This window comes from Bartonella sp. JB63 (assembly GCF_002022665.1).
Lineage (GTDB): Bacteria > Pseudomonadota > Alphaproteobacteria > Rhizobiales > Rhizobiaceae > Bartonella.
Window position 1 is genome coordinate 1,377,221 of the sequence record NZ_CP019788.1, and the last position, 20,029, is coordinate 1,397,249.

The 20,029-nt window shown below is 34.9% G+C and carries 12 protein-coding genes; all 12 read right to left on the bottom strand.

All coding sequences use genetic code 11. From position 1 onward, the window contains the following. Nucleotides 1–11 precede the first annotated feature (11 nt). Entirely contained in the window at nt 12–515 is a 504-nt protein-coding gene (locus BJB63x_RS06055; RefSeq protein WP_078719418.1) for an invasion associated locus B family protein, read from the bottom strand. A gap of 396 nt (nt 516–911) precedes the next feature. Next, entirely contained in the window at nt 912–1,235 is a 324-nt protein-coding gene (gene trxA / locus BJB63x_RS06060) for a thioredoxin (RefSeq protein WP_078719419.1), read from the bottom strand. A 102-nt stretch (nt 1,236–1,337) separates the two neighbouring features. After that, nucleotides 1,338–4,796, bottom strand: coding sequence for a double-strand break repair helicase AddA (addA, locus tag BJB63x_RS06065; RefSeq protein WP_078719676.1), 3,459 nt, complete (start codon nt 4,794–4,796; stop codon nt 1,338–1,340). Then, entirely contained in the window at nt 4,793–7,909 is a 3,117-nt protein-coding gene (gene addB, locus BJB63x_RS06070; RefSeq protein WP_078719420.1) for a double-strand break repair protein AddB, read from the bottom strand. Before addB ends, addA begins: the two co-directional genes overlap by 4 nt. Before the next feature lie 200 nt (nt 7,910–8,109). Continuing rightward, the gene (gene tsaE / locus BJB63x_RS06075; protein WP_078719421.1) at nt 8,110–9,630 is read right to left on the bottom strand and encodes a tRNA (adenosine(37)-N6)-threonylcarbamoyltransferase complex ATPase subunit type 1 TsaE; all 1,521 of its coding nucleotides are present in this window, start codon (nt 9,628–9,630) and stop codon (nt 8,110–8,112) included. Nucleotides 9,631–9,688: 58 nt separating this feature from the next. Further along, nucleotides 9,689–12,151, bottom strand: coding sequence for a sensor histidine kinase (locus BJB63x_RS06080; RefSeq protein WP_078719586.1), 2,463 nt, complete (start codon nt 12,149–12,151; stop codon nt 9,689–9,691). Nucleotides 12,152–12,187: 36 nt separating this feature from the next. Then, nucleotides 12,188–13,585: an adenosylhomocysteinase gene (ahcY, locus tag BJB63x_RS06085; RefSeq protein WP_078719422.1), complete on the bottom strand. Its 1,398-nt coding sequence runs from the start codon at nt 13,583–13,585 to the stop codon at nt 12,188–12,190. 322 nt (nt 13,586–13,907) lie between these two features. After that, nucleotides 13,908–14,906 carry a complex I NDUFA9 subunit family protein gene (locus BJB63x_RS06090; RefSeq protein ID WP_078719423.1) on the bottom strand — a complete coding sequence of 333 codons (999 nt, stop codon included), beginning with the start codon at nt 14,904–14,906 and terminating at the stop codon, nt 13,908–13,910. 41 nt (nt 14,907–14,947) lie between these two features. Further along, nucleotides 14,948–16,252, bottom strand: a complete 1,305-nt coding sequence (locus BJB63x_RS06095) for a bifunctional folylpolyglutamate synthase/dihydrofolate synthase (RefSeq protein ID WP_078719424.1) — start codon at nt 16,250–16,252, stop codon at nt 14,948–14,950. Between the two features lie 32 nt (nt 16,253–16,284). Beyond that, the gene (gene accD / locus BJB63x_RS06100; protein ID WP_078719425.1) at nt 16,285–17,190 is read right to left on the bottom strand and encodes an acetyl-CoA carboxylase, carboxyltransferase subunit beta; all 906 of its coding nucleotides are present in this window, start codon (nt 17,188–17,190) and stop codon (nt 16,285–16,287) included. 527 nt (nt 17,191–17,717) lie between these two features. Beyond that, nucleotides 17,718–18,434, bottom strand: a complete 717-nt coding sequence (locus BJB63x_RS06105; protein WP_078719587.1) for a sulfate transporter family protein — start codon at nt 18,432–18,434, stop codon at nt 17,718–17,720. 126 nt (nt 18,435–18,560) lie between these two features. Next, nucleotides 18,561–19,961, bottom strand: coding sequence for a bifunctional phosphopantothenoylcysteine decarboxylase/phosphopantothenate--cysteine ligase CoaBC (gene coaBC, locus BJB63x_RS06110; protein ID WP_078719426.1), 1,401 nt, complete (start codon nt 19,959–19,961; stop codon nt 18,561–18,563). Nucleotides 19,962–20,029 lie beyond the last annotated feature (68 nt).

The window sequence follows — 20,029 nt, forward strand, 5'->3', positions numbered from 1 at the left end:
TTATAAATATTTTAATTACATTTTTGTACCATATTTAAAGCAGCAGTTACTCCTTTTAAAGAATAAGTATAAATGGTGTTAGTTCCTCTTTTTGAAATAGCTTTTACTGTCATATTTGCTCCTGAACGCATAGCAGAAACAAGTTGTTTTTCCATTCCTGATGACGTTAACCAAGCTGATGAATCTTTTGTAAAAAAGTCAAAATTCTTATCTCCAATGGTGACTGTAACTTTTGATCCTTCTTTGAGCGTATAACCAGCCATAAACTGTGGCTCAAAAGAAACAGGGGAATTAGAACGTTTAGTAACCAAAAAGAAATTATCGCCGTGCTTAACATTTGTTGGGAGTGCCTTTAAAGGAACTGATAATATATAACAAATCGTGCTTTCTGGTGATTTATAAGAATAAGCTCCCCACGCTTCAAACTGCTGTAAACGGTTTGGTGTTTGCGTCCACGCCGGACTGGAAAAAGTCATAATCATAATACATACAACAATAAAAATCTTTTTAAACATCTTCATCTCGCTCACTTTTTTATTTTCTAAAAAATTTCTTTCATTAGCAAAGTTTAATAAAGGCCGGAGTAATACGTCTTAATTCTTTCAATTGTTCAAAAAAGAAGATATTATTCTAGTCAAAATAAGTCTTTGATTCAATTGTGACCTTTTAGTTATTACTAAAACATGAATTATTTTATTCAATAACTAGATTTTTTTTAAAACATTTTAATTTCAATCCAATCAAATTTTTTTATATAAAAGCTTAATGCTTTTTATAATGCGATTCCAGAATAAAACAGAAAAAATATATTGATTTTCCATAAAATTTTTAACTTGATTTATTTTTTAAAACAAAAATAGAAAGAAGCGACTTGAGCTTCTTTCTATTTGGAAAAAGAATTACAAAGGAATTTAACCAAGGCTATTTTTAATCCAATCAGCAAGATGTCTTTTAGAGGAAGCTCCAACTTTATTCGATGATACTTCTCCATTTTTAAAAATTAACAAAGTAGGAATTGACCGTATTCCATATCGGGTAGCTAGTTCTGGACTTTCATCAATGTTAATTTTAGCAACTTTAATCTGGCTTTGCATTTCTTTTGCAATTTCATCAAGGATTGGCGCAATGCTTTTGCAAGGACCACACCATTCTGCCCAAAAATCAACAACGACAGGAAGAGAAGAAGTGAGAACTTCACTCTCAAAGTTGCTATTATCAATTTTTATACATGTCATTGATTTATCCTCTACTACTTTTTATACATGAGTATAATTTATTTAAGTTATTACAAAAATAAATTATAATAGATTTTTTAGAAAAAATTTTCTTTTTTATGTTTATAAAATGATTTCATCAAGAAGTGCATCAAGTTTTTCAGGAAGAAGTTTAAAGATCTTGGCTTTTTTAATATAAATAAGAAGAGCTTGCATATTTTTATCAGGATAGATATTTTGCAACAATTTCTTATAAAGAGCCATTTGTAATAAATGATGTTGAGCAATATCAGTATCGTTTTTTGGTGGAAAACCAGTTTTAAAATCAGCAAAAAAAACACTATTACAGGTGATACATAAACGGTCAATTTGACCAGAAATCATTTGTTCTTTACCATTAATTTTTACGATACCCATTATAGGGACTTCAGCATATGAAAGGTTAGAAAAAAGTGGCTTAAGTTTTTGATTATCTAAGATTTTCCAAATATGATTAATGGCATTTTCTCTTTGAGTTTTATGCCAATGAGAAGCTTTTGTATTTAAATAAAATTGCGCATAATCTTGGCGCTTTTTGGGGGGATAATCAGGCAGATGTTGCAGCAATTTGTGAATAAAATTACCATATTCAATAGAAAAAATTCCCTTGGTATTTTTTTCTCCTAAGACAGGTGAGAGACTAAGATGTTTTTTATTGGGAGAAAATTTACTCTTGGCATCAATGATTCCAGCAACAGAGGGTCTTAAAGGTTTTGATAAAGTTGATTTTGTAGGCATTTTATCATGAAAAAAAGCCGGTAAAGGTGGAAAAACTTGGTGAGCTTCACAGGGTATTTCTTGATACATTGGTGTTGAACATGAAGATGTGATGCAGTAACGCCAAGCCGCAATATCTTCTGCGGGACCTTTTATAGAAACTGCATGAGGTTTAAGAGCTTTCTTCACTAATTGCAGCCATGTGTTAGAGTTTTTTTTCTGATTACTATAACCACAAATAATTAGTCGATCTTCAGCACGTGTCATACCAACATAGAGAAGACGTTTATATTCTTCTTCAGCACATTCTTTTAAGCGTGAAAGCAATTGGTCAAAATGCTTTGTGTGGTGTTGTGCATTTGGACGCCAGATGAAAGTTTGTTTATCTCCTAAGGAGAATTTAAGAAAGTATGGTGCATATTGTGGATGCCATATTGCACTCCCTGGATCAACCAGAAAGACAACAGCTCCTTCCAGCCCTTTGGCAGCGTGAACCGTCATAATTCTTACTTCTTCACAGTTTTGATCAAGTTCACGTTTGATTTCTGGTTCATTTATACTCAATATTTCCAAAAAGGCTTGTAATCCAGGTAATCCAGTTTTTTGAATAGTGAGTGTGTGATCCATAAAAGCATCAAGCACTTCATTCGCTTCAGTTCCTAAACGAGCAAGGATTTTTTGTCGTCCTTTATCATTGTTAAGAATATAGCTATAAAATTCAAAAATTGGCATTTTATCAACTAAAGCACGATATGTATTGAGACGATCAAAAATAATTTTAAAAGAGGTATGTGATGAAGTATGAATACAAAGGCTTTCCCAAAGAGACCCCGTACGTTGAGCGGCAAGCTGGTAAAGTTCATTTTCATTAAGGTCAAAAAGTGGACTTTTTAAAACACAAGCAAGAGAAAGATCATCTTGCGGTTGCAAAACAAAACGCGCAAGTGCCATTAAATCACGCACACTAATATGGGCAGTTAATTGTAAACGATCAGCACCAGCTACAGGAACATGACGTAGTTTTAGTGCACGAGAAAGGGCAGGAATAAATTGATCACGTTTACGAACTAAAACCATAATATCACCAGCACGCAATAAACGTTTTTTTGCTGGAAGCATTTCACCATTTTTCAACCAATTGGCAATGGTTTCAGCAATTTTTTCTGCTAAACGTATTTGAGGTGTATCTAGATCATCAACAGTTGAGAGCCAATCATCAGGAAGTTCGTTTGTTTTTTGGGAGATGGCGTCCCATATGATGACATCCCCTGGACTATGAATACGGATAGGTTCATGTACTGTCTTTACATTTTCTTCTGAAAGTCCTTTATAATTTTCAGGAGTTTCGAACACAAGATCAACACTTTTAAGTATGTCAGCTGTAGAACGAAAAGAGTAATTGAGTTGTATTTTTTCAAATTTTTGTCCAACTTGTTGGACTTTTTTTTGGATCATTCGACCATTTTCAGCAAAATTTTCTGGTACAGCACCTTGAAAAGAATAGATGGATTGTTTTTCATCACCAACAGCAAAAACAGTACGTGTATTTATGCGTTGACTATGACCTGCAAAAAACTCTTGTGCTAAGAGTTGAATAATTTGCCATTGCTTAGGATTAGTGTCTTGTGCTTCATCAAGCAAAATATGATCGATTCCACGGTCGAGTTTATACTGTACCCACTGGCTTGCACCTTTGTGATGCAATAAGTTGAGTGTACATTCAATGAGGTCGTCAAAGTCTAAAAGGCTATTGGCTTTTTTTAAATCCACATAGATTTTGAGATAAATATCACAAAGCTGAAAAGCAGCTATATTAAGTTTAATGAGTTTTACACATTGATATTTTTCTAAAAGAATGGAAAGTTGGTTTTGTTTGTCTTCAATTTCCTTTTCAATAAAGGGCCAAATTTCGTCTGACTTTTTAGAGAACAATCGTGAAAAATTACGTGGTTTTCCTATTTTTAAAAAATAAATACTTGAAACAAGATTAATGATATTTGTTTCATCAGATGCTGTTGCTAACTGTAAAAATTTCTCGATTATATCTTTGTTTTTTGGGGTACTATAGGTTTGACAATATTTGATTGCATAAGAAGGGAGTGCAGCAGTTTGTTGAATTTTTTCTAGCAGTTGTTGGTTTGTTTCATTTGGTCCTAAATTAAAAAATGCACGTAAATGTTCTTTTCCATTTTCAGAAAGAATAAAAGATAAGAAATCAGATAATTCGTGCTGTTTTTGGGTAGCCTCATAGAGCAATTGGTCGAGTTTATTTTCATTGATAATTTTAAACAATTCTTTTAACGCTAATTGCGCATCACGATGAGTTAAAAGTTTACGACGGGCTTGCTGTAATAATTTTTTTTTGTTTATATCATCTAACAATTCAAAATGGCCAGCAATGTTAGCTTCTAGTGGAAATTGGTGTAATAAAGATTCACAAAATGCATGAAAAGTTTGGATTTTTAAACCACCTGGTGTTTCAAGGGCACGGGCAAATAATTGACGCGCATTGGCAAGTTTTTGTGCATTAGCAGGTTTATTTTCGAGATTAGATAAGGTTATTTGAAGCTGTTTATCATCAAACTCACTCCAGCTGGAAAGTGTGCGAAAAATACGCGACTGCATAACAGAAGCAGCTGCGTTGGTATAGGTAAGACATAAAATACGAGCTGGAGGTGTTCCATTTAAAAGTAAGCGGATGACACGTTCGGTTAAAACATGAGTTTTTCCAGATCCCGCATTAGCAGAAACCCACACACTTGTTGTGGGATGGGTGGCTTTTGCTTGTGTATCAAGAGCTGGTTGAGGAATAGAAAAAATAGTCATGATTGATCTGCTTTATCGAAACCAATAGACCATTCCAATAATCGCGCTAAATGGTCATAGTCACTTTCATAAGATTTTTTAAAAGGAACTGCATGTGAAAGATAGCCTTGTTGTGGATTTTGATAATAATTTATCAGTGAGATAAGGTGTTTCCATGCTTTTTTACCAAGAGAGATTGCATTTTGTTGATCCTTTTTATTTATAATGGCTATGGGCTTAATTTCACCTTTTCTTTTTAAGGGAATGTAAAGTAAATTTGAAGGAGTGAGATCTTTGAAGTCTATAAAAGCTCCTTGAATTAATAAAGCTGTTTCTAAAGCTAATTGTGGAGAAAATAAGTTGATAACCTGTGTAGATGAAGGAGGGATACTAGTTTTAAAATCAATGATTTCAACTGTTTTATCTGACAAAATATCAATACGATCAGCTCGTCCTGAAAGAGTTACTCCTGTTTCTCCTATCAGTGTGTTTTGAGCAATGACTTCAGCATGTCGTTTTCGTGATCCAAGGCTCTGTTCCCATTGAATCAAAAAAGGAGCAAAATTTTCAAAATTTAGCCACCAAATTGCTTCAATATCAGGAGGTAAATTTAATTTATCAAATTCTTTACGTCCAATAGTCAGCAATATATCCAGCATATCGGTGGCGTTTTGATTTTTTATTTGTGTGCAAAAAACAGCAAGAATAGTATGATAAAGTGTTCCAAGCTCGGCAGAGCAAGGGTCATGAATGAGTGCTTTAAGTGGTTTGAGTCGTAAGATTTTTTTTGCATAAATGGCATAAGGATCATGTCGTAATATTTCTATTTCGGTTACTGAAAAGTGGCGTGGACGTATATCAAGTGGTGGCACAGGGCAAGGTCGTTCTGAAGCGGTGATGCTGTTTGTGTTATCCAGCATTTTTGCCCAATGCAGTAATATTTCTCCTCGTGTGCAGATTTGTTTCCAAACTTGTTTGCCTACAACCGTTTCTAAACGCTGTAACCAACGTGAGGGAACAGAAGGAGTATGATTAACACGTGTGGCTCGACTCATTATCACTTTATCCATTCCCATAGCCCATTGAAAATCATGTGCGGAAAGGCCAATACGCTGTTCTGGTGGTTCAAGAGTTAAAGTCATTTTCATTGGTCGCGATAAAAAAGCATCATTGTGAGTTTTTATCGGCCATGATCCCTCATTCAAGCTACCAATAACCACTGTATTAACGGTTTGCAAACGCGATTCCAAAGTTCCCCAGATGAATAAACGCGGATGTCCTCCAGGGGAAGGACTTACAGAACGGGTAGCCATAAGAGCTGAAAACAGAGCAGGCCATTCGTGAAGACGAAATTTTAATCCTGATTGATCACTAACCAATTCACGCAAAAAAGTTACTAAAGCTTTGCCTGCCTCATTTTGATAGAGATGTTCAAGAGAATTATCAACATCACGACCAAAATTTTCAAAAACTTCAACAGTTGCTATAGCGGCTTCATTGATGGTGCATTCTCTATCTTGTTTTATCAAAGACACTAACGGTTCAACTGCTTTGACTAAAAGATGACAAAGAAAATCTGCTTCTTCAATTTTTTGTAAATAAAGGGTACAATTATTAGAAATTTTATGAGAATGTGTTTTCATCCATGTTTTAAAAAATTGGTCACATTCACAAAGATTAATACGACTGGCGTTCCCTCGAAGGACAAGTAATTCAAAATTCTCAGCCATCTCACGCAAATAATTACGATTGTATTCCAATGTTGTGAGTGGATGCTTGAGAAGAGAAAGAAAAGCAATGGGATCGCCAGGTTTAAAAATATTTTCTAAAAGAAGTCGTAATAGGGTTGAAGGTAATGTTTGCGCAAGTGGTATTTCACCTGAATCATTTGCTTCAATTCCGAATCTTTGTAATTCAGCTGATACACGACGGGCTAAGTTGCGGTCATTTGTAATAAGAGCTGCAGTTTTTTTAGGGTCTTCAATAGCGTTTCGTAAAGCAATAGAAATAGCTAAAGCTTCTTCACGCTCATTAGGAGCCTCAATTAATGACCAATCTGCGCAAATATCTTCATAATCATCACGTACGATTTGTGCCCATAAATCTGTCGTAGAGGCTGGTCGCAGCGCTTCTGATAAAAGAGCAGCACGTCGAATTTTTATAGCACTTTTTTGACCAATTTCGCGGACATGAATGCGTTGGCATTTCATTAGAGATAAAAGCTTTTTTAAATGATATTGAGGATGGCTAAAAGCAGCAGTATGGTGAGAAGGATCAAAGATTGTTTTTTCTTTATTAAATGCACCTAAGGCATCCCATTGTGTTTCATCCATTTGAAGATCAAGGCCTGGAAGAATGACAGCTCCTTTTGGTAAGCAGGCAATTACCTTTAAAAAATTTGCAATTGTAGGAATGGAACTTGTTACACCAGCAGCGATAATAGGTTTATGAGGTTGTGTGCGGTGTAAAATATCTGCATGCATTTTAAATGCTTGATTACGCCATTCAACAGGATTAGATTTTTGTCTTTCTTTTAAAATTTGTGGCCAGCTTTGTGTCACAATAGTGAGAAAATCTAAGGTTATTTGCCACCATTCGGCAACCATATCGGGTACAATTTCTTTAAGTCTTGACCAATCTACAGATTCTGTTTCCATTTCATCCATCAAGCATGCTAAATCTTGTGCAAGCCAGATTGCATCAGCAGTAGTAGCAGGAATAAAAACATCTTCTGTGCCAAACATAGATTGTAGATGAGTAGGCAAATTTTCACGCCAAAGGCGGATGAGACGCGCTAAAAGAAGAAGACGTTCACTTTCTCCAATAGGGGGAGTATTGATTAGAGTATTTGTATTACTTTCAATAAAAAGGCAACTTTCTTCATTTATATCCCCTAAAGGACATATAGTTGGCAAAAAGCTAGACTGCATATGGCTTTTTTCAAAAAAAGCTGTACGTAAAGCACGAGCAGCGCGGCGTGTTGGTACATAAATAAGAGTATCAGCAAGAGTAGCTTGGATATTCCCATTTGATGCAAAGTTATCAATAAGAATTCCAGAAAGGAGGGCATCAACAAAATGAGGCAAAAAGGGAGTTCCGGGAGAAATAGAAAATACACGAGGTTTACGAGTCATTTGGCTTTATTTTGATTCATAATTTTCTTATTGATTATTTTTCACTGTATACTAGTTTTTATTCAGGGGGAAACTGAAAAGTCCTGTTGATTTATTTTAATCAAAAGTTGAGGAGAAGTGAGTGAAAATAATATCATGTATAATCACATCCCATTGTAATAAATAATTGTTACAGGGAGATATTTTTCAGTCTAAAATAGTTAGACGTTTAAAATATCTCTGTTAAGAGTTTCACTTTCTGATAAAAGTCCCATTTCTTGATAAAGGCTTTGTAAAGGAGTAAGGATTGGATGTGAAAGATTACGGATAAGATAATTTTGAAGATGGGGTAGATGTTTGAGATAAGATGATTTCCCATCTCGTTGGTGAAGGCGTACAAAAATTCCTAAAATTTTTGAAACCCGCTGAGTACCTGCAAATACATAAAGTTTGCGGAATTCATCTTCGTCAAAAGGGCGGAGTGCTTGATGACGTGCACTGCAATATGTGTTGAGAATTTTATCTTCAAGTTCTGGTGAAATAAAAAGACGTGCATCTTGTGCTAAAGAAACAAGATCGTAAACTGTTGGCCCACTTACACCATCTTGGAAATCAATGAGACCAATGCGGTCGATATCCTTTTTATGTTTACGCCAAAGAATATTGGGCGAATGATAATCGCGCATAACAAAAGTATTTTCTCCTTGAGTTAAAAGATCCAGATAAGGTTGCCAACAGGTAAAAAAAATTTCACGCTGTTCTTTGTTTAAAGTTTTTTTCTTCTGAAAAGGGAGATACCAATCCAGTAATAAGGAAAGTTCTGCTTGCATGGCTTGGCAATCATAGAAGGGAATCTGAAGTTGAAATGTTGCAAATTGCTTTTCTAAAGGCCATGACTTTTGGTGAAAAGTAGCTAGCAATTCACTACAAGCAATATAACGTTCTTCTATAGGATTACCTGATTGATCTAAAAGTCCTTCACATCCTAAATCTTCTAAAATCAAGATACCATTTTCAAGATCTTTGGCAAAAATATGAGGGGCAGAGAAGCCATTATCTAAAATGAGTTGACTAATGCCTACAAATTGACTGATCTCTTTTGCGAGATGTGTTATGTCTGCATAGGAAGAGTCTACGTCTTGTGCCATTTGAATAGTTGGTGCATTCATTAGGATTTCTTGATGGTTTCCATTATCTAACAGTTCATAGGAACGTGCTGAGGCATCACCAGCTAAAAAACGACGCTGAATGTGGTTGCGTCCATGAGTTATTAAAAAATTACGAATTGCAAAAGATCTCTGCAGACGTTCAGTAGCATGTACTGCAGAGGTAAGGGTGATATGACGTCCAAAATGTTTATGTTTTAAAGTAATAGCAAAAGTAACCGGTCCTAAAACCTCTCCTATTTTTTCTGGCCATTCAATGAGCAAAACATTTTCTTTACGTAATTCATGAAGTCCTAACTCATCAATTTCTTCAATGCTTGAAAGGCGATAAAAATCAGCATGAAGCACTTCAAATTGTGGAAGTTTATAGCTTTGAACAAGAGTGAAGGTAGGACTTGGGACATCCATAGTGCAATTATTGGCAAGTGTACGAATGAGTGAGCGTATAAGGGTCGATTTTCCTGTTCCAAGGTCACCTTGAAACGTTACAAGATCACCAGGTTTTAGGGCAAGAGCTAAATCTTGTGCGAAAAGTATAGTTGCTTCTTCATTTTCAAGAAAAAAACTAAAATTCATTCAAATTTCCATAAATTGATGAGAAAAATTTTATTTACAACAGCAATAAAAGGCAAGGTTACAAAACTCCTATTTCTTTCTTATTGGGGAAAAAGCACTTAACTGTTGTCCCTTGACCCATGCCAGTAAAAATTTCAACGCGTCCATCGTGGAGTTCAACAAAGCTTTTAACAAGAGAAAGACCAAGACCTGCTCCTGCACGTCCACCGTGATGGGAATGAGAAGCAAAACGTTTAAAAATCCGATCAAGAATATCAGTTGGAATATCAGATCCATCATTATGAACACTGAATATTATATGATCATCTTTTATATCAGCACAAAATTCAATTGTACTTTTTTCCGTTGCAAAATTAATAGCATTACTAAGAACATTCACAAAAACCTGATGTAAACGTGTTGCATCAGCAGAAATAAATTTTAGGGAAGAAGAAATGTGTTGTGAAAGTGTGATTTGACGTCCATGGAGACGTTCCTCTACTCGTGCTACTGCTTGTGCCATCGCCTCAGCAATGTAAACGGGTTTTATATTTAATATCATTATACCTGCATCAAGAGTTGCCAAGTCAAGAATATCATTGACAATATTTAAAAGAACTCCTGATTCTGAATGAATATAACCGAGATATTCTTGTTGACGTTCATTGATAGAGCCGAAAATTTGATCGCGCAAAATATCAGAAAATCCTATGATATTAGTAAGAGGTGTGCGTAATTCATAAGAAACATGCTGGACAAATTCATTACGCAGGCGATCGGATTTTTCTAACGCTTCATTCTTTTCTTGTAGGGCTCGTGCGATATGGACAGTGTCAGTAACATTAACAAAAGTTAGCATTGTTTGTCCATTAGGCAAAGGTGCGAGTGTATAATCAATTATTATTCCACTTTTTAAATCTATGCGGCCTGAATATGCATCACGTTTTTCAGAAAAGCCAGTAATGAATTGTGTAAATTTTTTCCATTCTTCTCCTATTGTTAAATTAGAACAGTGGTTTTGTAATTGGGTAATATGCGTTCCTTCTACTATTAAATTATGAGGGAGAGACCATAATTTCGATAAAGCTGGGTTTGATAAACGCAGACGTCCATCAGTACCAAAAACCACAACTCCTTCAGATAGTTTGTCAAGTGTTTCACCTTGTATTTTAATTAGTGTATTATAGCGTCGCTCAAGGTCAATTTTTTCTGTAAGATTTTCATAAAGCCAGGTAACACCTCCTTGAGGATGAGGACTAGAGATAACACGCACTGTACGTCCATCAGGAAGATTCCAAATTTGTTGATTCGATTCTGTTTGTCGATAAGCTTTAAAAAGCTCTTCTTTCCATGTTCGCCAATCAGGATGTTCACCGATAAACCCTTTTTCACGCAAACGTTCAAGAAGCAATGAATGACTTGGTTCACTTTCTAGAAAAGAGATTTCTAATGGCCATAAAATTTTAAAAGCGTGATTGCAGAATTTTAATTTTTGATTGGCATCAAAAATTGCTACAGCCGTTGAAATTTTGTCGAGTGTTTCACAATGACTTTGAAGAATACGTCTCATTTCTTTGACAAGATTTTCATATGAGCTATCATCTCGAGCAAAGGCTGCCATTCCTTCTTTTGTTGTAATACGTGTGAGATGAAATTGATGCCGTTCTCCTTTAACCACTGTATAAACATGCTTTTGAAAAATTGCTTCTGTTTCATCTGTTGTGCATTGTGTTGTTTCATTGAAAAGATCAACAATATTATTATCTTCTTGAAAATTTGTCATTTCCCGAAAGGCGTGGTTGGTGAAGCAGATTTTTCCTTCACAATCTCGAATCCATACTGGTTCTTGAATATGATCAAGAAGATTACGTTGCATTTTCAATTCCGTGAGAATTTGGATAGTATCTTTCTGTAATCGAATATTTTCACTCTGCTGTTCTGAAATGTCTTGAAATCGAACGATTGCTACTGTTCCAGCGATAATTCCTGTAACTTGCAATAGTATTTTACTTATAGTGGTGACGGAAAGTTCAAAAGAGCAACCATTACAACGCAGTTGAGTAAGTGCTTGATCAAATTGTTGTAAAGAGTTTTTTTCAAGCCATTTTTCAAAACAATGAAAATCTTTTTGATGAACACCTGCTTTTTGCAATGTCAGAATACTACCAATTATACGGGGTAAGGCTGTTGGATTGTCCCAAATAAAGAGGCATTGGCCTGTTTCTTCTAGAAGCCATTCATAATGTTTGAGCTTTTCAGAAAGATTAACCTGAATCATTTTCCAAGATTTCCATAAAGCTCTTTTTGTATTTATAATAACTATTATGGATATGAGAAGTGACGAGCAAGAAATACTTCCAAAGAACACTATGATAAGCCACATTTCATCTGGCAAAGTGAAAGAAGGAAGAAGATGAAATACTGATGTTTGAGCGACAACATTTACTGGAGATAAAAGGAATAAGAAATAAAAAATACCAATACAAATTTGAACAATTTTTTGTGTTTTTTCTTTGAATATATAGTTGCCAAAGCTATGCACAATGCGTCTTTTTTTCTTTTGCACTAAGAAAATATCCTAATAACGGTAATGATCTGGTTTATAAGGTCCTTCTGGAGAAACACCAATATAGGCCGCTTGTTCTTCTGATAAAATGCTTAATTTTATTCCTAACCGATCAAGGTGAAAACGTGCAACTTTTTCATCGAGATGTTTAGGTAAAAACGTTACTTCATTTTTATAGTTTTCTGAATTGGTAAAGAGTTCGATTTGCGCTAAAACTTGGTTAGTAAATGAAGTTGACATGATAAAAGAAGGATGGCCTGTAGCATTACCAAGATTTAACAAACGCCCTTCAGATAATAAAATTACGCGTTTTCCATCAGGAAAAGTAATCATATCAACTTGTGGTTTAATATTTGTCCATGGTAAATTCCTAAGAGCTGATACTTGAATTTCATTGTCAAAATGACCAATATTTCCTAGGATACACATATCTTTAACTTGTCGCATATGTTCTAAGCGGACAACATCTTTATTTCCAGTTGTGGTTATAATAATATCGGCGCTAGAGGCTGTATCTTCCAAAGTAACGACTTCATAACCATCCATAGCGGCTTGAAGAGCGCAAATTGGGTCAATTTCTGTTACTTTTACACGTGCTCCAGCACCTGAAAGAGAGGCTGCTGAACCTTTACCGACGTCACCATAACCACAAACAATAGCTATTTTACCGGCTATCATCACATCTGTTCCACGCCGAATACCATCTACTAGTGATTCCTTACATCCGTATTTATTGTCAAATTTTGATTTTGTAACACTGTCATTGACATTAATGGCAGGAAAAAACAAAAGCCCTTTTTTTTGTAATTGATAAAGGCGGTGTACTCCCGTTGTGGTTTCTTCGCTGACACCTTTTATTGCTGCACGCTGACGCTTAAAAAATCCTGGTGTGGTAGCTATACGTTTTTGAATTTGTTTGAAAAAAAAATCTTCCTCTTCTGTTGTAGGATGAGATAAGATATTTTTGTTTTCCTCTGCACAGCTACCTATTAAAATGTAGTTGGTAGCATCGCCTCCATCATCTAATATAAGATTGGAAAGCTTGCCATCAGGCCATTGAAAAATTGCATCAATATAAGCCCAATATTCTTCAAGTGTTTCTCCCTTGACTGCGAAAACGGCAGTACCTGTAGCTGCAATAGCTGCTGCTGCATGATCTTGTGTAGAAAAAATATTACTAGAACTCCATCGTATATCGGCACCAATTGCTTTTAATGTCTCAATCAAAACACCTGTTTGAATGGTCATGTGTAATGAACCAGAAATACGCGCTCCACGTAAAGGTTGACTGGAAGAAAATTCTTTACGGCAAGCCATTAAACCAGGCATTTCCATTTCCGCAATATCAAGTTCTTTACGACCATAAGCAGCAAGTGCGATATCTTTGATAATATAATCTTGAGCAGCCATTTTTGTTCTTTCAAAATTATTTTTTCAAAACGGTAGGAGAAATTAAAAAAAAATGCAAGCAAATACAAATATTTGTATTTGCTTATATGAAAAAATCTTTTTAAATACTCATAGGTTTTTGCGACAGGAAAAGTATTAACTTTAAATGATGATGTGAAAAGCTGGGTAGAAATTTATAGAAGTTCTTTGGATATTAGATACAAGAAAAAATTATAATAAAATTGCATTTTGAAAAAAATAAAAAACCTACGGATACTTTACTATCCTGGGCCTATTTATTTTTTTAATGTGAAAGTGAATTTGATTATAAAAAGGAGATATATTAAATTGATACATTATGAGAGAACTGACCTTTTGGACGGAACCGCCATAGATAACTTGGTAAAATAGCAGTTATCGATTTAGGGGTAATTCCTACTCCTTCTAAAGTATATCCATTATCTTTAGCTTCTTGAGAAATAATATGATCTCTTTGTAAAAAGCGTATTTGATTAGCTGTTATGAATGTTGGAAAGAGGGGTAATTTACTAAGAGTTCCAAAAAAACCTCCGATAAAAAGTCCAGCAGCAAGGGGGAGAGGAAGTGTTCTTTTTTTTCGGTGAATAATTGTTAATATCTCTTCAATAACACTTTGGAAAGTAAGAACTTTTGGTCCACCAAGGTCATAACTTTTCCCTAAAATAACATGTTCTTCTAAGGCATGTACAACAAATTTAGCAATATCACCAACATAAACAGGTTGTAATTTACTTTGTCCACCACCAAAAAGTGGTATAATTGGCATAAAACGAGAAAAATTTGCTAAAACGTTGAAAAAACAATCTTCTGGCCCAAAAATAACAGATGAGCGCATAATAATTGCTTGGGGATGTGTATTACGAACTATTTGCTCACTCAGAGCTTTAGCACGTGCATAAGAAAATGAAGCATTTTCATCGGTGATAAGTGTTGACATATAGATGAGAGGAATACCAGCTTTGGTTGTTAATTGAGAAACGTTTCGTGCACCATCAACTTGTATATTTTGAAAATTTGGTTTGTTTGTTTGCGCTAAACTTCCAGGAAGAAAAACTGCACCATCTGCTCCGGATAATGCACGTGCGACTGAAGCATAATTCCTGACGTCAGTTTTAAGCATTTGTGTTTGTCCTACTTCGCCTATTTGTAACATGTAATAAGCTTTTTGTGGACAACGCACAGCGATACGTACTCGATAACCTCGCTTAGTTAAAGTCTCCACAATGTGTCGCCCTACAAAACCTGATCCGCCAAAAACAGTGATAAGTTTAGGATTTTGATAAAGGGAGTAATCAAGTTTCATGATCAAAGTCCTATCTATTAAAGCGCTAAAACACCTGATTGCTAACATGGTGGTGTTTGATTGTCACGCAAAATATCGCCTGCAAGGTAAAAAGAACCACCAATTAGGACAATAGCCTTTTTATGTTCTAAACTAATTTTGTGAAATGCAGCTTTTAGATTAACCTGTGGGTCAGCGATAAGTCCTGCTTTTTGAGCTGATTCTGCTAAAATTTTTGGACAAACACCCATGTTGCTGGAAACCAAAGGGACTGTATATACTGTTTTGACGAGATTAACTAAAGGACTAAAATAACCAATGCTATTTTTGGTATTAAGCATGCCAACAATCATCACAATAGGGCAATTTGATCTTTTTTTCCATTGGGCTAATATTTCTGCAATGACTTTTCCAGCAGCAGGATTATGACCACCATCTAACCATAAGTCAAAATCAGGAGGAAGTTGATTAACCAATTGTCCGTAAGTAAGATGCTGCATTCGTGCTGGCCAATAAAGATTTTGCAAAGCATTGCTTATGATTTGTTCTGAAAGTCGAAAGCCTGCTTGGTAAACTGCTTCAATAGCAGCACCCGCATTGGCAATTTGATGATCGCCAATAAGCTTAGGTAGTGGAAGATCAATTAGACCTTGATTATTTTGGAATATCATGCGCCCATGTTCTTTATAGCTTTGGTAATCTTGGTTAAAAATGTAATAGGGTGCTTTGTTTTTGGCAGCAAGAGCACTTAAAAGAGGAGAAACTGTATCATGATCTTGCTTACCAATAACTACAGGAACTTCTGATTTAATGATCCCCCCTTTTTGAAAAGCAATTTGTTCAATTGTATTGCCAAGAAAAAATTCATGATCATAGTCAATAGGCATGATAAGTGATACAGCTGGCTTTTTAATGACATTTGTGGCATCAAAACGCCCTCCTAGTCCAACTTCTAAAATGATTGCATCAGCTGGATGTGTGTTGAACAACATAAAGGCAGCTGCTGTAAAAACTTCAAAAAAAGTGATAGGTTTGTTACAATTCACTTCTGTAATTTGATGAATTGTTTTAATCAATAGGTTATCTGTGACAAATTGGCTTCCTCCTTTGTGACTGAGTCGAAAACGTTCATTCCAATTAACTAAATGAGGAGAACTGTATACATGAACTCGATAGCCTGCACTTTCCAGGAGAGCTCGGCAAATAGCTGAAGCAGACCCTTTACCATTTGTTCCGGCAATATGAATAATAGGTGGAAGATTTAAATGTGGTTTACCGAGACATTCTAAAAGACATGAAATACGATCTAAAGAAAGATCACACTTTTTAGGATAGATCTTTAGTAAATCATCTACTACCTGTTGCATACAGCTTTTTTCATAATTTAATGGATTTTGTTTCAAGAGTTAGGATTTGCCGATTTAATTGATGATGGATTAGAAGATTTAAGAGTTGCAGGACTTTTTGTCATTAAGCGTAAAAGCCTTGCAATAGTGGTTTTCATTTGTAAACGAGAGACAACCATATCAATCATACCATGTTCAAAGAGATATTCACTACTTTGGAAACCTTCGGGTAAAGTTTCACGGATTGTTTGTTGTATAACACGTGGTCCTGCAAAGCCGATCATAGCACCAGGTTCAGCAATGTGGATATCACCTAGCATGGCATAAGAAGCGGTAACACCGCCAGTAGTGGGGTTAGTAAGAACCACGATATAAGGTAATTTTTCTTCTTTCATCATTTCGATTGCTACCGTTGTACGTGGCATTTGCATGAGTGATAATGTTCCTTCTTGCATTCGTGCTCCACCTGAAGCTGCAAAAAGAACTAAAGGGCATTTTTCTGTAATGGCAGTATGAAAAGCTTTTATAATAGCTTCTCCTGAAGCCATACCCAGTGATCCGCCCATAAAAGCGAAATCTTGAACAGTAGCAATGATTGGTAAACCTTCAATAGTACCTTTTGCATTTAAAATATTATCATCAATACCAAGCTTAGAACGATAATCTTTTAACCGATCAATATAACGTTTTTCATCACGAAATTTTAATGGATCTATGGCAACTTTTGGATTTTCAATCAGCGTGTAAATTCCATCATCAAAGAAATGCATAAGACGATTTTTGGCACTAATGCGCATATGATAGCCAGAATTAGGAATCACATATTGGTTAGCTTTCAAATCTTTATGGAAGACCATTTGGCCATTGGTGGGATCTTTGATCCATAGATTATCTGGAATTTCACGGTTCCCTAATATAGAATTGATTTTAGGGCGGACATAATTTGTAATCCAGTTCATCTTTGTCGCCTCTCTATGAAATGTTATAAACTTTATGTGTGGGTTGAGGGAATGTAGGACTGAATGGTTAAACTTATTTTTTTCTTTGTGCAAAACAGATAATAAACTGTTTCATTTAATTATTTTATGGATGAGCACACAGCTTTAATTTATCATGTTTGCTTTCCTCTGTTCATTGAATGCGATGATAATAGCTTAGAAAATGCTTTCTATAATAAAGTTATTATCAATTAAGATAATTTATTTTGTTAGTTTTTTGTTTTAATGTCAAATCGCGTTATGGTGCTATTGTATGAATAATTGATAATAAGACTTTATTGTAAGGAATTTTGAGAAAAATATAATTAGAAAAATAGGTTCAAGCTTTTATTATAGCATTGGTTATTTCAATGATTTAAAAATGTCATAGTTTAAATTTGAATGCGTGTTTTTCATATTATAAAATTGTATGAAGTCGGATTGATTTTATAAAAGTATGTTTTTTATTCATTTATTTTTCTGATTTTAATTGATCAAATGTTATCATTTTAATATGAAGAGCGCGGAGTCTGATGTGAAACCATTTTGTGTAAATGCGTCATAAAGGCAGCTGCAAAAAGTGGTGTAACTAAATTAAGGATAGGAATAGAAACAAAAAATGCTATCAATAAACCTGCACCAAAAACAGTGGTGTGATGAGTACGTAAAAAAGCATGAGCCTCTTTTTTAGATCGAAAACGATAGGCAGTGAATATAAAATATTCACGACCAAATAGATAACCATTAATGACATAAAAGGTAATTAAATTGATACCGGGTATAAAAAACAAGAAAAAAGCAATTCCATTTCCGAAAAGGCTTAAAATAAAAAATTTTAAAGCAAAAATAAAAGAATATCCAAATGACATAGATTTTCCAATAGGCTCATTTGGATAATTTTCTTTTTCAATAATTTCAGCAGCGTTATCAATGAAAAAACTCCCAATCATTGCTGCGATTGGAGCAATAAAAAAAGCTATAAAAAAAGACAGACCAAGGTTAAAAATAATAAGTATGCTTAACTCTATCCATTTTGTCCAATAGATTATTAGTCCAGGAATAAAATGAGCAACCCAAAGAGCAAAGTAGGGCATAAAAAACTGGTATGTACATAACCATATTATAAAAAGGACAAAAAAGGTAAGTTCTAGTACTTTCCATATCATAGTGCGATATTGCTGTGTGAAAAGGTGCTGTAGAGCGTAATAAGCAGCAGTAAAAATCATGAATAACAGGTAAAAAAGAAATAGTAAAAAAAGATGTGAAATGAAAAACATCTTATATATAATATTTGCAGCTTAAATTATATATTTAAAGTCAATTATTTTCATTTTAAACAAATTTTTCGTTTTTTATTCAGAAATGGGAGAAAAAAAAGAGAAAAATGATACAACAACGTCTGCTAATTTTTCAGCTACTTTTTGTTTACTCATATTTGGCCAGTGTTCAATATTATTTTTACTCACGAAAAAAATTTCATTTGTATCAGAACCCATAACATTTGTACCATCAACATGGAAAGAAACGTCATTTACAAGAATGAAGTCTGCCCCTTTTTGAATACATTTCTTTTGTGCATTAGTAATAAGATCGGAAGTTTCAGCAGCGAAACCAATCACAAGTGGCGGGCGATTTGGACCATGACTGATCGTAGCTAAGATGTCAGGATTTTCGATCATATGCAAGGAGAATGGTGTTTGGTTGGATTCCTTTTTTATTTTTTGTAAATGTTGCGTTTTGTTGCGCCAGTCACAAACAGCAGCAACAAAAATAGCACCATCAGCAGGTAATGCTTCTTGCACAGCTTGTAACATTTGGCAAGCTGTTTCTACGTGAATAGTTTTTACTCTTTCTGGATCAGGAAGATTAACAGGTCCGCAAATAAGTGTCACTGTTGCACCTAAGTTAGCTAAGGCCGTTGCAATTGCATGTCCTTGTTTACCTGATGAGCGATTAGCTAGGTAACGCACCGGATCGATTGGTTCATGCGTAGGTCCCGAAGTTACAATGAAGTGACGACCACAAAGTGATTTTTTTTGTGCACCCAAAATTGCTTCTGCTGAAGCTATAATGGTTAGAGGTTCACTCATACGTCCACAACCTCTTTCGTTTTGTTCAGCCATTTCTCCAACTTCTGGTCCTACCATGTGGACTCCATCTGTATGCAATTTTGCAATGTTACGAATAGTTGTTGGATGCTTCCACATAGCTGGATTCATTGCAGGAGCAATTAAAAGTGGACAACGCGCTGCTAAAATGATGCAATTGGCCAAATCATCAGCTATTCCAGTAGCTATTTTTGCAATACGATTAGCAGTTGCTGGTGCTATAATAATTAAATCAGCCTGACGCGCTAATCGGATATGAGCAACATCTTGTTCTTCTTCACGTGAGAATAAATCGCTATATACACTGCCACCATTGAGAACTTCGGCAGCTAGAGGAGTAATAAATTTTTGAGCTGCTGTTGTCATAACAATATTTAAATGTGCTCCACGTTCTTTCAAACGGCGAATCAAATCAAGTGTTTTATAGGCTGCAATACTTCCACCAATAATAAGAAGGATAGATTTTGATTTTAATGATTTTTTTTCAATAGTGTTTGCTTGTAGTGGTGATATGATGGATTTTTCTGCGAGATTATTTAATAGGTGAATGGTTTCTTCTTCTACAGAAATACCCTTTTGTGCAGCGCGTATACGCAGAAATTCTTGAACTTCAAGTGATACATTTCGAAGGGTAATATTAGCCATAATATATATCCAAGTATCCTAGACATTAAAATGATAGCAATAATTTCATTAATTGCATCTTCTTTTAA

Coding starts and splice junctions, on each gene's coding strand:
- ahcY (WP_078719422.1), bottom strand. CDS start 13,585: ATGGCTGCTCAAGATTATATTATCAAAGATATCGCACTTGCTGCTTAT.
- addA (WP_078719676.1), bottom strand. CDS start 4,796: ATGACTATTTTTTCTATTCCTCAACCAGCTCTTGATACACAAGCAAAA.
- tsaE (WP_078719421.1), bottom strand. CDS start 9,630: ATGAATTTTAGTTTTTTTCTTGAAAATGAAGAAGCAACTATACTTTTC.
- coaBC (WP_078719426.1), bottom strand. CDS start 19,961: ATGGCTAATATTACCCTTCGAAATGTATCACTTGAAGTTCAAGAATTT.
- BJB63x_RS06105 (WP_078719587.1), bottom strand. CDS start 18,434: ATGATTTTTACTGCTGCTTATTACGCTCTACAGCACCTTTTCACACAG.
- trxA (WP_078719419.1), bottom strand. CDS start 1,235: ATGACATGTATAAAAATTGATAATAGCAACTTTGAGAGTGAAGTTCTC.
- BJB63x_RS06095 (WP_078719424.1), bottom strand. CDS start 16,252: ATGCAACAGGTAGTAGATGATTTACTAAAGATCTATCCTAAAAAGTGT.
- BJB63x_RS06090 (WP_078719423.1), bottom strand. CDS start 14,906: ATGAAACTTGATTACTCCCTTTATCAAAATCCTAAACTTATCACTGTT.
- accD (WP_078719425.1), bottom strand. CDS start 17,190: ATGAACTGGATTACAAATTATGTCCGCCCTAAAATCAATTCTATATTA.
- addB (WP_078719420.1), bottom strand. CDS start 7,909: ATGACTCGTAAACCTCGTGTATTTTCTATTTCTCCCGGAACTCCCTTT.
- BJB63x_RS06055 (WP_078719418.1), bottom strand. CDS start 515: ATGTTTAAAAAGATTTTTATTGTTGTATGTATTATGATTATGACTTTT.